Origin of the sequence: Promicromonospora sukumoe 327MFSha3.1 (genome assembly GCF_000385135.1) — a bacterium.
GTDB classification, from domain to species: Bacteria; Actinomycetota; Actinomycetes; order Actinomycetales; family Cellulomonadaceae; genus Promicromonospora; species Promicromonospora sukumoe_B.
The window spans coordinates 444,839-458,495 of the sequence record NZ_ARQM01000010.1 but is presented as its reverse complement, the minus strand read 5'-3'; the positions used below and the strand labels follow the sequence as shown (position 1 = coordinate 458,495).

Sequence of the window (13,657 nt, the reverse complement as noted above, 5' to 3'; positions counted from 1 at the left end):
AGGTCCGCGCCCGTCAGATTCCCGGGGCCTGGTGCACAGCCTCCCCGACGACGGCGGCAGTCCCGTGCAGCAGCGCCTCGCCCCGGCGGGCGACGGCGTGCCGCAGGTCGGCCGCGTGCCGCGACGCCAACAGCTCCGGCCGGCGCAGCAGCGCGTCGGCCGTCGCGGTGTCGTCGGCCAGCAGCGCGAGCTGGGCGTCGAGGAACAGCACGCGCCGGTCGCGCACGCGCAGCGGGTCCTCCTCGAACAGCAGCAGGTCGGGCAGCGACGTCGCGAAGTAGTCGACCCGCGGCACCTCGACGGCGTACCGGTCGCGGTAGGCGCGCAGCGCCGCCGTCAGCTCGTCCGCGGCGCCGGCGTCGCCGGTGCGGCGCAGCGCGAGGACCGTCCAGAACGTCTGCTCGCCGTGCTCCTGCGTGCTCATCTCGACGAAGTCGCCGCGCTGGGCGGCGGCGGTGCGCCAGGCGTCGGTGGCGTCGCCTGTCCCGGCGGCGGCGGCCGCCAGGGCGTCGCCCAGGAGCAGGTGCAGGTTCGCGGTGCTGGCCAGCGGGTGGCGGGCCTCGCCCAGGTTCGACGGCGGGGTCAGCGCCGCGCGCACGTGGGCGACGGCGTCGTCGGGCCGGCCGTCCGCGAGCGCGTCCAGCGCGCGGTGGGTGTGCGCGCGGTCCCAGGCCAGGAGCGCCTGGCCCTCGCCGCCCTCCCACGGGTGCAGGCGGCGTCCGCCGAGGATCGTCAGGGCCTCCTCCGCGCGGCCCTCGGTGACCATGAGGTGCAGGGCCTCGACGGCGAGGTCGTCGCGATCGAGGGCGCCGGCCGGCAGCTTCGCGAGCCGCGCCGCCGGGGTCTCCCCCGTCAGCGCCGCGAGCTGGTCGCTCTCGTACCGGAGCCGAGCGTCGCCGGGCGCCGCCGCGAGCGCGCGCCCGTAGGCCTCGCCAGCCGCCCCCAGGTCCCGCTCGTGGTTGACGGCGGCCACGCCGATGTTGCGCCAGGCCACGGCGTCGGCCGGGTCCAGGGCGACGGCGGACCGCCACAGCGCCAGGGCGTCGGCCCGGCGGCCGGCGGCGTAGGTCCAGTGGCCCAGGAGCGACCGCGCGCGGGCGTCGTCCGGGTCGGCGTCGGCCGCCGCACTCAGCACGGCGGCGTCGGCGAGCCGGCCGGGGAAGCACCACGTGGCGTCGAGGCCGCGGGCCCGGGCCCGCTCCGCGGCGGCGTCGTCCGCGCGGCCGGCCAGCGCCAGCACGTGGGCGCGGTGGTAGGCGAGCAGCGGGCGCGCGGCGGTCTGCCCGGCGGGCCGGTGGTCCTCGCGGGCCTCGGCCTCGTCGAGGCAGGCCAGGGCGGTCTCGTGCTCCCCCACCCCCGCGAGCTCGATCGCGACGTCGAGCAGGGTCTGGGCGTCGCCGCTGGCGGGCTGCCCGTCCAGGTGGCGCAGCCAGGCGTCGAGCGGGTCGAGCGCGCGGGCCGCCGCCAGCGCCGACGTCGCCGCCGCGTGCTGCCGCAGGCGCCCGTGGCACACCACGGCCAGCGCGAGCGCCTGGAGGTGGTCGGGCTCGGTGCGGCGGACGTCGTCGAGCCGGGCCAGCGCGCGCTCGTGACGGCCGGCGCGCGCGTCGAGGCGCGCCATCCGGTAGCCGGCGGGGGCACGCCAGGCCCGCGACCACGCGGCCTGCGCGTATGCGTCGTAGGCACCCGCGTCGTCGCCGAGCTGCTCGCGCACCAGGCCCAGCAGGTACAGCGCCGTCGTGTCGCGGGGGCTGCGGTGCAGCCGGGTCAGCCGCTCGACGGCGCGCTCCAGGTGGTCGCGGGCCCGCTCGGGGTCGCCCGCCACGTAGGCGCGGCGGCCGAGGCCCACCAGGCTGTCCACGTGCCCCGGGTCGCGGCGCAGCGCCTCGTGCCAGTACGGCTCGGGGGCGCGCGTGGCGTGCCGGTACAGGTCCAGGTGCGCGGCGATCAGCGCCAGCTCCTCGACGGTGCCGACCTCGTCGGGGGCGGGTGGCTCCTCGGCGGGGTCGGGCTCGGGCACGGCTCCCGTGGGGGTCTCGGTCCAGGCCACGAGGGTTCGGTCGCCGTGGGTGACCGTCACCGTGAGCGGGCCCGTCCCAGCCGGGACCTCGTGCTCCAGCAGGGCCGGGCGGGTCGGGTCGACGTCGACGACGTCGGTGGCCAGCACCGCGCCGTCCGCCGACAGCGTGACCGTCAGATCGTCCAGGGGCCGCGGCACGACGACGCCGATCCGCGCCGTCGTCCCCGAGCCGTCGTCAACGCCTCCACCCGAACCCGACCGCTCCAGCCGCACCGCGGCCTCCAGCGTGGCCCGGTCCACCGGGCCGACGTCGCGCACGGGGTACCAGTACTGGGAGAACACCTTGGTCTCGCCGGGGGCGAGGTAGGCGAAGTCGGGCTGGTTGTCGGTGAACACCCCGGCCATGAGCTCGACGTAGTGCGAGCCGTCGTCGGCCAGGTTGGCGTCCCAGGCGTGCCCGAACGGGGCGTTGCCCCAGGTCCACTGCTTCTTGCCCGGCGAGATGGCGCGGTCCGCCACGTGCACGAACCCGAGCCCCGACGCGTGGTCGTACCCGCCGAAGAACTCCTCGTCGCTGCCCAGGCACATGTACGACGTCGGCACCGGGATGTTGCGGTACCAGTCGAGGCGGTCGCCGCCGCTGCTCGCGAGCGCCGGGTAGTCGACGCCGTAGTAGGGGCGGTCGGCGTGCGGGAAGGCGGTGATCGCGCGCCGGGCGTGGTCGGCCACGTAGGTCACGTCGTGCGGGAAGAACGACTGGTAGTCGTCGTCGACCTTGGCGGCCACGTTGGCCCACCAGAGGAACGACTGCGGCAGCTCGCTGCGGTTGTACAGCCGCACGGTCAGCTCCAGGACGGCGCTGTCGGGCCGCAGGCGCACGCCGTGCATGCCCTTCATCCGCGTGAACGGGTCGTGGTCGGAGCACCAGACGACGACGGCGCCGTCGGGCTCCTCCTCGATCTCGACGTCCACCGGGAGGTAGGTGGCGGGGCGGTGGTGCTGCGGCCAGTTGAGCTCCACGCCGCCGGCCACCCACGGCCCCGCCAGCCCCACGAGGGCGGGCTTGATCACCGGGTTGGTCCAGAACAGGTCGCGGCCGCTGCCGCGCTCCCGAGCCACGTGGATGCGCCCGCCGAGCTCCGGCAGCACGACCACGCGCAGCCACTCGTTCTCCAGGTGCACCGCACGCCAGGCCCGCTGGTGGGGCTCGTCGGCGATCTGGTGGTGGAACGGCAGCGGGTACACGCGGCCGGACGACCCCTGGTACACCCGCCGGTCCAGGTACGCCGGGAACCGGTCGGGCGGCAGGGGCGCATAGGTGGTCAGGTTGAGCGGCGCCTCCCAGGCGGCTGCGGCCCGGCCGGCCAGGTCGCCGGGCCGGTCGGGCAGTTCGAGCACGGACTCCACATCGAGCATGTGACCGACGCTACGAACCCCGGGGGCGCCCCGGGAAGCGACGTATCGACTTAACTGCCTGGACGATCCGACGATTCACCGGGTGCGCCGGCGGCTGACGCGGGCGGCCCGCCGGGTCTACCCTCCAGGGGTGCGCATCCGTGACGGCTTCCCCGGACAGCGCCTGCGGGTGCTGCCGACCACCGTGGTCCGCGCGACGTCGCAGGCGGGCCCCACCTCGCGCCTGCTGGTCACCGACGCGGGCTACTTTCCGCACGCGACCAACCACGGCCGGGTCCGTGCGCGGGGCGCCGTGGGCACCATCGTCATCGTGTCGTCGGCGGGGCGCGGCTGGTGCCGCACGCCCGGCGGCCTGCATCGTATCGGCGCTGCTCAGGCGCTCGTGATCCCCGCGGGCGTGCCGCACGAGTACTGGGCGGACGACGACGACCCATGGACGATCTGGTGGATGCACGCCCGGGGTGAGGACGCGGGCGAGTTCGAGCGCGACCTGGCCCGGCACGCCGGCCCGGACGACGTCGCCGTCGTCGAGGTGCACGACCTGGTGCGCGTGGTCGCCGACCTCGAACGCGTGGTCGACGCCCTGGAAACCGACGAGACCTACCCCAGCCTGCTGCGCTGCGCGGGTGCCGCCTGGTCGGTGCTCGCCCAGCTCGGGGCGGACGCCGCCGCGGGCAGCCCGGTGCGGGGCGAGCCCGTGCGCGCCGCGCAGGAGTACCTGCGCACGCACCTCGACGCCGTGGTCGAGGTGGCGGCGCTCGCCCGGCGGTTCGGGCTGAGCACGTCGCACTTCTCGGCCCGGTTCCGGGCGGCGACCGGCGGCGGCGTCGTCGAGTACGTCAAGCGGCTGCGGATGGCGCGGGCGTGCGAGCTGCTCATCACCACGGAGCTGCCCGTGGCCGACATCGCGCGGTCGGTCGGTTACCCCGACCCGTTCTACTTCTCGCGCCAGTTCCGCAGCGTCCACTCGTGCAGCCCGACGGACTTCCGCAACGGCCTCCACGACCGCTGAGCGCGCGGGGGCGCCGGCTGGGGCTGGCGGCGGGCTGGTGGGCGCGGGGCTGGGGCGAGTGGTCGGCAGGATGTCAGGTGGTCGGCAGCTCGGACTACCGACTACCTGACATTCTGCCGACCGCTCGGCGGGCTTCCGGAGGCTCCCCCGCGTCGGATCGTCCAGGCGGGTGCGTCGTCCTCTGCATTCCGCCGAGGTGTGAGCGCGCGGTTTGCTGGGCGGGTTCCCTCCCTCGGCCTCGTGCCGAGCCGACGACGACGTCAGGAGACCCATGTTCACCGTACGAACCTGGGCGGCGCGAGCCAGCGCCGCCCTGCTCACCACCGCCCTGGCCGCGACAGGGCTGGCGGACACCGCCTCGGCCGCACCCGCAGCGCCCGCCGCGCCCGCCGCCCGACCCGCGCCGTCCGACGCCGCCCCCGCGTCCGGTCCCAGCCCCACGCCCTACCAGGGCTGGAACACGTACTACGGCCTGGGCGGCGACTTCACCGCCGACGAGGTCCTGGACGTGGCCGACTTCCTGGTCTCGTCGGGCCTCGCGGACGCCGGCTACGACATCGTGTGGCTCGACGGCGGCTGGCAGGCCGACGTCCCGCGCGGTGACGACGGCCTGCTGCAGGGCGACGCCGAGCGGTTCCCCGACGGCATGGCCGCTCTGGCCGACGAGATCCACGACCGCGGCCTGCGCGCCGGCATCTACACCGACGCCGGGCCGTACATCCCGGGCACGTGCGGCCTGGGCAGCGGCGGCCACTACCAGACCGACGCCGACACCTTCGCGGAGTGGGGCTACGACGCCGTCAAGGTCGACTTCCTGTGCGGCATCACCGCAGACCTGGACCCGCAGGAGGCGTTCACCGCGTTCGCGGAGGCCCTGCGCGACAACAGCTCCGGCCGGCCGATGATCTTCAACCTCTGCAACCCCGTGACCTCGCCGGACTGGGGCGACTACCCGGAGGAGCAGCAGTCCACCTGGTCGTGGACCTACGCCCCCGACATCGCGGAGTCCTGGCGCACCTACACCGACGTCGGCTTCGTGGGGCAGATCCAGTTCAAGGACGTGCTGCGCAACTTCGACGCGAACGCGCGGCACCCGGAGGTCGCGGGCCCGGGGCGGTTCAGCGACCCCGACTACCTGGGGCCGGAGCTCGGCATGACCACCGAGGAATTCCGCACCCAGATGTCGCTGTGGACCGTCGCGGCGGCGCCGCTGGTCATCTCCAGCGACCCGCGCACCCTGAGCCAGGAGTCGATGGACATCCTGCTCGACGAGGACGTGCTCGCCATCGACCAGGATCCGCTCGGCGTCCAGGGCACCCGGGTCGGCGCCGCGGGCACCACGGAGACCTGGGCCAAGCCGCTGGCCGACGGCTCGGTCGCCGTCGCGCTGCTGAACCGCGGCGACCGGGCCGCCGAGGTCGCCACCACCGCCCGCGACCTGGGCCTGCGCGGCCGCTCGTTCGAGGTGCTGGACACGTGGACGGACGCTCGGACGCAGTCGTCGGGCACGGTGCGCGCCGCGGTCCCGGCGCACGGCGCCGCCCTGCTGCGGGTCACGCCGTCCCGGGCGCACGGGGCTCCACGGCTGGTCGCCGCGCCGCCCGCGTTCACGGCCGTCGGGGCCGACGCCGTCGCGCCCACCACGGACCTGGTGGCCGCGGCCGGGGACCGGCTGACCACGCAGGTCACGCTGCACAACGACGGCGGCACGGCCGTGCGCGCGCCGCGCGTCGCGCTCACGCTCCCGGAGGGCTGGTCGGCCCGCGCCGCCGGGCCCGCGCCCAGGGTGGTGCGGCCGGGCGGTTCGGCCACGGTCACGTTCGCGGTGTCCGTCACGCCGGGCGCCGGGACCGGCGGGTACGACGTCGCCGCGTCGGTCTCGTCCGGCTCCGGGCACCTCGCGACGCCGCCGTCGCGCGTGACGATCGCGCCCGGGGCGCCGTCGGGCAGCGACGTCGTGCTGTCCCGGCACCCCTGGGTGAGCGCGACCAGCGGCTGGCTGACGCCGACGGTGGACCAGAGCGTGGGCGGCGGCTCGCCGCTCACGGTGGCGGGCACGGTGCACGAGACCGGGCTCGGCGTCGCCAGCCCGTCCCGGGTGCGCTACTACCTCGGCGCCGCGTGCACCTCGCTGGCCGGGAGCGTCGGCATCGACGACGCCGTCGGCACGGTCGGCCCGGAGGGCGGCACGGCGACGTTCGCCGTCGTCGGCGACGGGGACGTGGTCTGGTCGAGCGGGACCGTCGAGCGCGGCACCGAGGTGCCGTTCGACCTGGACGTCGCAGGAGTCCGCGACCTGACCCTCGAGGTGGGCGACGCGTCCGACGGCGGCTACAACGACCGCGCCGACTGGCTGTCGCTGAACCTCACCTGCGCCTGAGCCGCCGAACGTAGGGTTGGTCGGCTCTCCAGCGCTGAGAAGCCGACCGACCCTACGTTCGCGCTCCCGGCCCCGGCCGGCCGCGTGGGGTCAGCATGTGGGCGCGTCCTGCAGGAGCTCCGCCAGGTGCGGGGCCGGGCTGTCCGCGCGGTCCGGGGTGGTGACCATCGAGACCACCCAGTCCGCGGCGCCGTCCGCCGCGACCGGGACGGCGACCAGGCGGGCGGCCTGCGGCTTGGCCGCCACGTGCCGCGGCACGACGGCGACGCCCAGCCCGCGGTCGACCAGGTCCAGCAGCGTGTGCACGTCGTTGACCGTGAACCGGACCCGGCGGCGCACGCCCCGCGCCGCGAACGCGTCGTCGTTGAGCTGGCGGATCGCCCAGGACGGGTGGAAGTCGATGAAGCTGTCCCCGCCCAGGTCGGCCCGGTCCACGGCCGCGCGGGCGGCCAGCGGGTGCTCGGGCGGGCAGAGGAACACCACCGGCTCCTCGCCCAGGACCACGCGCGGCAGCACGCCCACGTGGTCGGCCGTGGCGACGAACGCGGCGTCGAGGTCGCCGTCGCGCACCCCGGCCAGGAGCTCGTGCGAGCCCGCCTGCGTGAACGCGATCTCCACGCGCGGGTAGCGCCGGTGGAAGCGTTCCAGCAGCGTGGCGACGTCGACGAGGCCGAGGCACTGCTCCGCGCCGACCCGCAGCGTACCCGCGAGCTCGCGCGAGACCTGGACCACCGCATCGCGAGCTTCCGTCGCGGAGGAGAGCATGGACCGGGCGAAAGGCAGCAGCGCCAGGCCCGCCTCGGTGGGCTCGACCCGGCGGGTGGTCCTGGTGAACAGCTTGGTGCCCAGCTCGACCTCGAGGTTACGGATGGCGGCGGACAGCCCGGACTGGGAGACGCCGGTGAGCTCGGCGGCCCTCGTGAACTGGCGTTCGTCCGCCAGCGCCACGAGGTATTCCATCTGACGCAGTTCCATTAAGAAATACCAGTTCTGGGAATGATGATGAGGAGTTGTTGGACTTCTAGGTTATCGCTTCCTAGTCTCTGGTCCGAACCCGTTGCGACACGAGGAGAAAACATGCAGCTCCGTTCCATCGGCGGCCGTTCCGTCTCCGCGATCGGCCTCGGCGGCATGCCGATGTCGATCGAGGGCCGGCCCGACCGCGAGCGCTCGATCGCCACGATCCACGCCGCCCTCGACGCCGGCGTCACCCTGATCGACACCGCGGACGCCTACCACCAGTTCGCCGACGAGGTGGGGCACAACGAGGAGCTCATCGCCGAGGCCCTCCGCACCTACGGCGCCGACACCTCCGGCGTCCTGGTCGCCACCAAGGGCGGCCACCTGCGCCCCGGGGACGGGTCCTGGACCAAGGACGGCCGGCCCGAGTACCTCAAGGAGGCCGTGAAGGCCTCGGCCAAGCGGCTCGGCGTCGACGCCATCGGCCTGTACCAGTTCCACCGCCCGGACCCGAACGTGCCCTACGGCGACTCCGTGGGCGCGATCCGCGACCTGCTCGACGAGGGCGTCATCGAGCTCGCGGGCATCTCGAACGCGAACCCGGACCAGATCCGCGAGGCCAACGACATCCTCGGCGGGCGCCTGGTGTCCGTGCAGAACCAGTTCTCGCCGCGCTTCCGCTCCTCGCTGCCGGAGCTCGAGCTGTGCGCCGAGCTGGGGATCGCGTTCCTGCCCTGGAGCCCGCTGGGCGGCATCTCGCTGGCCCGCTCGGGCGAGCTCGGCGCCGAGTACTCGGCGTTCCAGGAGATCGCCGACGCGCACGGCGTCTCGCCGTTCCGCGTGACGCTGGCGTGGGAGCTCGCGCTCGCGCCCGTCGTGGTGCCGATCCCCGGGGCGTCGCGCCCGGAGAGCATCACCGACTCGGCCCAGGCGAGCGAGCTGACGCTCACCGCCGACGAGGTCGCCCGCCTGTCGGCGGCCTGAGCCCTACCGCACCAACGACTGGAGAGAAAACCCGTGAAGACCTTCACCCTGCCCGGGACGGAGCTCACCGTCCCGAACGTCGTCCTGGGCCTCATGCGCATCCAGGAGAAGACGGACGAGGAGGTGCGCACCCTGGTCAAGACGGCCCGGGACGCCGGCATCTCGTTCTTCGACCACGCCGACGTCTACGGCTCGGCCCTGCACGGCTGCGAGACCCGGTTCGCCGAGGCCATGCAGCTCACGTCGTCGGAGCGCGAGCAGATCGTGCTCCAGACCAAGGCCGGCATCGTGCGCGAGGGGCCGTACTTCGACTACTCGTACGAGCACCTGGTCGAGTCGGTCGAGGGCTCGCTGGCCGCGCTCGGCACCGACTACATCGACATCCTGCTGCTGCACCGCCCGGACGCCCTCGTGGAGCCCGACGAGGTGGCGCGCGCGTTCGACGAGCTGTCGGCGTCGGGCAAGGTGCGGGCGTTCGGCGTCTCGAACCACACGCCGGGCCAGATCGAGCTGCTGCGCAAGTCCGTGACGCAGCCGCTCGTGGCCAACCAGCTCCAGCTCTCGGTGACGCACGCGCCGCTCGTGGCGCAGGGCGTGGCCGCGAACATGCAGGGGCTGGACCAGTCGATCAGCCGCGACTCCGGCACGCTCGACTACTGCCGCCTGCACGACATCACCGTGCAGGCCTGGTCGCCGTTCCAGGCCGGGTTCTTCAACGGCGTGTTCCTCGGCTCGCCCGACTACCCCGAGCTGAACGCCGTGATCGACCGGCTCGCGAAGAAGTACGACGTGCCGGCCATCGCGATCGCCACCGCCTGGATCACGCGCCACCCGGCGCAGATGCAGGTGGTGCTCGGCACCACCAACCCCGAGCGGGTAGCGGGCGCCGCGCTCGGCTCCGAGGTGCCGCTGACGCGCGCCGAGTGGTACGAGATGTTCCGGACGGCGGGCTACACGGTCCCGTGACCCGCTGACGGGAGCCCCTCCGGGCCGACGTCGGATCGGCGGCGGGCCCGCGGGGCGACCGTATGACTGCGGGGTGTGTTGCTCTGCGTGGACAGTGTCCACGCAGAGCAACACACCCCGCAGTCGTGGTCGTTCCCCCCCCGCCGCGACCTCCGGGTGAATTCCCGCCCTGACCGACGGCTTTCCTTCTCGGCGCGTGTCGGCTCTGCCAGGGTGTGCGGCATGACCGCGACCGCACGCGGCCTACGCGCCGATGCTCCCGGCCGCGCAGGCGCCGTCCCCCTGACCGCCGCCCTGCTGCTGGTCCTGTCTGGTGTGTTCGCACTGCCGGCAGGCCTCTACTCCTCCGAGTACCACAGCGACAGCTGGGCGGTGGCCGCCGTCGCCGGCCCCGCGTCCGTGCTGCCCACCCTGGTGCTCGCGGCCGCCGCCGTGGCGTCGGGGTCACGAATCCTCCTGTTCGTGAGCAGCGCACTGACGATGGTGCACCTCGTGGCCCTGGCCACGCTGGCCTCGGCAGCGGCGGACGGGCCGGTGGATCCTCAGCTCTTCCTGTCCGGACCGGTCGAACTGGGCCTGGCACTGGTCGGCCTGACCCTGGGCTGGTGGGACGTCTCACGGACGCGGCGCCGCCCGGGGATCGCGCTCCTGGTGGTGGCGCTGGCACCGGCGCTCGGCCTGCTGGTCGACGCGCGGCAGGCCGGGGACGGCCCCTGGTACCTCATCGGTCTCGGCATCCTCCTGCTCCAACAGGTTCCGGCGCTGCTCACGGTCCTCGCGGCGGGTCTCGTCTGCCTGCCGGGCCGGGGAGCGCGAGCCGGCGGTGCCGCGCTGATCGCGCTCACCGGGGCAGGCCTCCTGTGGGCCGACTCCCTGTTCTCTCCGGCGGCGGAGCTCTCCGGGCTACGGCTCGCGGCCATCGCGGCCGCGCTGCTGTGCGCTCTCGTCGCGACGGCCCAGGCTTCGTCCACCGCGGCGGACGCCGAGGACGACGAGCCTGCAACCCCCGACGAGCCCACCGGCCACGGCCGGTCGGAACCCGAGACCGAACCCAAGACCGAGACCGAACCGCCCACGACACCGGCCGACGACGTGCCCGTCTTGTCCGGCCTGGCCCTCCCCGCCGTCGCCCTCGCGATCCTCGTGCTCGCGACCGGGCTGGACGTCCTGAAGCTGTTCGCGCAGGGTCCCGGCATACGTCCCGACCTCGCCGGCATGGGACCGCTGCTCGGCTTCCTGGTCGACGCCGCCCTGCTGGCCGTGCTCACGCTCACGGCCGGCGCGGTGACCCTCGGGACGCGCGGCGCGCTCGTCGTGGCGAGCGGGTGCTCGGGGCTGCTCCTGCTCGTCCTGCTGGCGAGCCGGATGACAGCGGGTGGACGCCTCACCCCGCACGAGGTGCTGCCGTTCGTCGCCCTGGGCCCGGCGCTCGCGCTGGGCTGGGTTGGTACCCGGCCCGAGCGGGTCGGGACGGTGCTGCGCTGGGCGGTGGTGGTGCCGCTGGTGCTCGTGGCCTCCCCGCTGCTGCTCCTCACCGATCCCGGCGTCGACCTGGGGTACCTGAGCCGGTACCTGATGTCGTACCCGGTGGCCGGTGCCGGGCCCGTGGTCGCCGCGGCCCTGCTCGGCTTCCCGCGCCGTGGCACCCGGCTCGCAGCGGCGGTGCTGCTCACCCTGATCGCGTTGATCCACGTCTACTGGCTCATGTACGACACCTCGGGGCTCCGCGTGGCCGTGGCGCTCGACCTGGCCCAGATCTGCGGGTACGGGCTCGCCGCGGCGCTGGCCGCGGCGGCCGCCCTGCCTCGCCGCGGCGAGACGGGGCAGCCGGCCCCGCCGGCGGGCTAGGCCTGGGGCGCCACGTTGTGGTTGCTCGCGAACAGGTTGCCCGGGTCGTAGGCCCGCTTGACCTCGCGCAGCCGGGCCAGCGTCGCCTCGGGGTAGGCGTTGCGCACGTCCTCCTCGGTGGCCGTGGACATGAAGTTCACGTAGCCGCGCCCGCCGACACCGAGGGCATCAGCCGTCGAGGTGATCCACTCCCGGAGGCCCGGGAGACCGTCGAGCGCCGGGGTCATGCCCTGCACCGTGACCATCCAGGCCGCGTCGCGGTGCGCGAAGGCCGTGTCCGCCGGGTCCGCGTCCGCGATCGCGCCGCCCATGGGCCGCAGGTTCACGGCGGCGACGCCGGGCGGCGCCCCGAGCACGGCCCCGACGGCCGCGGTGGCCCACGCCTCGTCGGGCGCCCAGGCGCCGTCGCCGAGGAACCCGGTCCGGGCGTCGCCCGGCATGCCGCCCTCCGGGCCGCCGACGCCCGCGAACATCTGCGGGTAGGCGATCTCCCCCACGCTGTCGTGCACGGGCCCGAGCGCGCGGAGCGGGGCGTAGACCGTCTCGGCCTGGTCCGCCGGACCGGCGAAACAGACGAGCGCCATGACGATCGGCTTGCCGTGCGCCTCGGCGGGCAGCATCGGCAGGGGCGGGGCCACCAGGACGTTGACCATGCCCGACAGCTCGGCGGGCGCCTCGGCCAGCGCCGTCAGCACGCCCGCGAGCGTGGCCGGCTCGGCGGGCCAGACGAACATGCCGCCCGTGACCACGGGCAGCTCACGCAGCCGCAGCTCGATCTCGGTGACGACGCCGAAGTTGCCGCCGCCGCCCCGCAGCGCCCAGTACAGGTCGGGGTTCTCCTCGGCGTCGGCGCGGACCACCCGGCCGTCCGCGAGGACCACCTCGGCGCCCAGCACGTTGTCGACGGTGAGCCCGTGCGCCCGGCTGAGGTAGCCGATGCCGCCGCCGAGCGCGAGGCCCGTGAGGCCGACGCCGCCGGTGTCGCCGAACCCGGTGGCCAGGCCGTGCTCGCCGGCCGCCGTGATGTAGTCGCCCGCGAGGACGCCGCCCTGCGCCCGCCCGACGCCGGCGTCCCGGTCGATCTCGACGCCGTCCATGAGGCGCAGGTCGAGCACGAGCCCGCCGTCGAGCAGGCTGTGCCGGGCGAGGTTGTGGCCGCCGGCGCGCACGGCGACCGGCAGTCCGGCCTGGTGCGCGACGGCGAGCGCCGTCGCGACCTCGTCGGTGTCGCGCACACGCGCCACCGCGGCCGGGGTGCGCTCGGCGCCGCCCATGAAGACGGCGGCGGCGTCGGCGAACCCGTCGGACGCCGGGGTGAGCAGGCGGTCGCCGAGCGCGGCCGCGAGGGGTGCCAGGGCGCCGTCGAGCGTCCCGGAGGTGGTGGTGGAGCCGGTGGTGCTGGGGGTGTCCTGCGTGGCCATCGTCGAGCCTCCGTGTCGGTACCGGATCTTCCAGGTGACAAACGTTAGGCATCTAAGGATTAGGCGTCAATGCATTTCGGGAACGGCCGAACTATCCTGCGTCCATGCAACCAAGCGCACGGCCCGGCGGCGATCCAGACGGCCCCGCGCAGGGGGTGAACCCGGCGCAGGCCGGGCCCGTGCCGGTAGCGGTGGCGATGTGGCAGTCGGTGCACCGGGTGATGCGGGCGTTCGACGCGCAGCTCTCCGACCAGGGCGCGAGCTGGCAGGTCTGGCACATCCTGCTCGCGCTGCACCAGGGCACGCCGGCCACGCAGCGGGAGCTGGCGCACGCCGTCGGCATCCGGGAGGCCACCCTCACCCACCACCTGCGCGGCATGGAGGACAAGGGGCTCATCGTCCGCACCCGCGAGGAGACCAACCGTCGGGTGCAGCGCATCGAGGTCACCGCGGCGGGCGAGGAGCTCTTCCGCCGGCTGAAGGCGGAGGCGATCGAGTTCGACCGGACGCTGCGGCGTGCGATCGGCCCCGAGGTGGCCGACGCCGAGGCGTTCTTCGCCACGCTCGGCCGCCTGGCCGACACCGTTCCCGACGGCGGGCGCGACATCCTCCCGGAGGGCTGGCCGGGCAACCGCCGGGGCTGAACCGGC

General features: G+C 74.7%; 9 protein-coding genes. 6 read left to right on the top strand and 3 right to left on the bottom strand.

The window, feature by feature from the left end; genetic code table 11:
- Positions 1–13: 13 nt before the first annotated feature.
- Positions 14–3,436 carry a DUF5107 domain-containing protein gene (locus H291_RS28860; protein WP_033325742.1) on the bottom strand — a complete coding sequence of 1,141 codons (3,423 nt, stop codon included), beginning with the start codon at positions 3,434–3,436 and terminating at the stop codon, positions 14–16.
- A 130-nt stretch (positions 3,437–3,566) separates the two neighbouring features.
- Between H291_RS28860 and H291_RS0105700 the strand changes: the two genes are divergently transcribed.
- Both H291_RS0105700 and H291_RS0105695 read left to right on the top strand, forming a co-directional pair.
- The gene (locus H291_RS0105700) at positions 3,567–4,448 is read left to right on the top strand and encodes a helix-turn-helix domain-containing protein (RefSeq protein WP_033325740.1); all 882 of its coding nucleotides are present in this window, start codon (positions 3,567–3,569) and stop codon (positions 4,446–4,448) included.
- Positions 4,449–4,719: 271 nt separating this feature from the next.
- Positions 4,720–6,828, top strand: a complete 2,109-nt coding sequence (locus tag H291_RS0105695) for an NPCBM/NEW2 domain-containing protein (protein ID WP_020014014.1) — start codon at positions 4,720–4,722, stop codon at positions 6,826–6,828.
- A 90-nt stretch (positions 6,829–6,918) separates the two neighbouring features.
- Here the strand turns inward: H291_RS0105695 and H291_RS28855 are convergent, their stop codons facing one another.
- Positions 6,919–7,788, bottom strand: a complete 870-nt coding sequence (locus H291_RS28855; RefSeq protein ID WP_020014013.1) for a LysR family transcriptional regulator — start codon at positions 7,786–7,788, stop codon at positions 6,919–6,921.
- A 117-nt stretch (positions 7,789–7,905) separates the two neighbouring features.
- Between H291_RS28855 and H291_RS0105685 the strand changes: the two genes are divergently transcribed.
- The 3 genes from H291_RS0105685 (at position 7,906) to H291_RS0105675 (ending at position 11,586) form a co-directional block, all read left to right on the top strand.
- A complete protein-coding gene (locus H291_RS0105685) occupies positions 7,906–8,772 on the top strand; it encodes an aldo/keto reductase (RefSeq protein ID WP_020014012.1) in 867 nt (288 codons plus the stop codon).
- 33 nt (positions 8,773–8,805) lie between these two features.
- Positions 8,806–9,738, top strand: a complete 933-nt coding sequence (locus tag H291_RS0105680) for an aldo/keto reductase (RefSeq protein WP_020014011.1) — start codon at positions 8,806–8,808, stop codon at positions 9,736–9,738.
- 222 nt (positions 9,739–9,960) lie between these two features.
- A complete protein-coding gene (locus H291_RS0105675; protein WP_020014010.1) occupies positions 9,961–11,586 on the top strand; it encodes a hypothetical protein in 1,626 nt (541 codons plus the stop codon).
- Here the strand turns inward: H291_RS0105675 and H291_RS0105670 are convergent.
- Entirely contained in the window at positions 11,583–13,007 is a 1,425-nt protein-coding gene (locus tag H291_RS0105670; protein ID WP_020014009.1) for an FAD-binding oxidoreductase, read from the bottom strand. The two genes, H291_RS0105675 and H291_RS0105670, sit on opposite strands and share 4 nt — an antisense overlap.
- 104 nt (positions 13,008–13,111) lie before the next feature.
- Here H291_RS0105670 and H291_RS28850 point away from each other — a divergent pair, with 104 nt between their 5' ends.
- Complete coding sequence (locus H291_RS28850; RefSeq protein ID WP_084467759.1) at positions 13,112–13,651, top strand: MarR family winged helix-turn-helix transcriptional regulator; 540 nt, start codon at positions 13,112–13,114, stop codon at positions 13,649–13,651.
- The last annotated feature ends 6 nt before the right edge of the window (positions 13,652–13,657 follow it).

Bases quoted from the DNA above. Each gene is read 5' to 3' on its own strand.
- H291_RS28860 (WP_033325742.1), bottom strand. From the start codon at position 3,436: ATGCTCGATGTGGAGTCCGTGCTCGAACTGCCCGACCGGCCCGGCGAC.
- H291_RS0105670 (WP_020014009.1), bottom strand. From the start codon at position 13,007: ATGGCCACGCAGGACACCCCCAGCACCACCGGCTCCACCACCACCTCC.
- H291_RS0105685 (WP_020014012.1), top strand. From the start codon at position 7,906: ATGCAGCTCCGTTCCATCGGCGGCCGTTCCGTCTCCGCGATCGGCCTC.
- H291_RS0105675 (WP_020014010.1), top strand. From the start codon at position 9,961: ATGACCGCGACCGCACGCGGCCTACGCGCCGATGCTCCCGGCCGCGCA.
- H291_RS28850 (WP_084467759.1), top strand. From the start codon at position 13,112: ATGCAACCAAGCGCACGGCCCGGCGGCGATCCAGACGGCCCCGCGCAG.
- H291_RS28855 (WP_020014013.1), bottom strand. From the start codon at position 7,788: ATGGAATACCTCGTGGCGCTGGCGGACGAACGCCAGTTCACGAGGGCC.
- H291_RS0105695 (WP_020014014.1), top strand. From the start codon at position 4,720: ATGTTCACCGTACGAACCTGGGCGGCGCGAGCCAGCGCCGCCCTGCTC.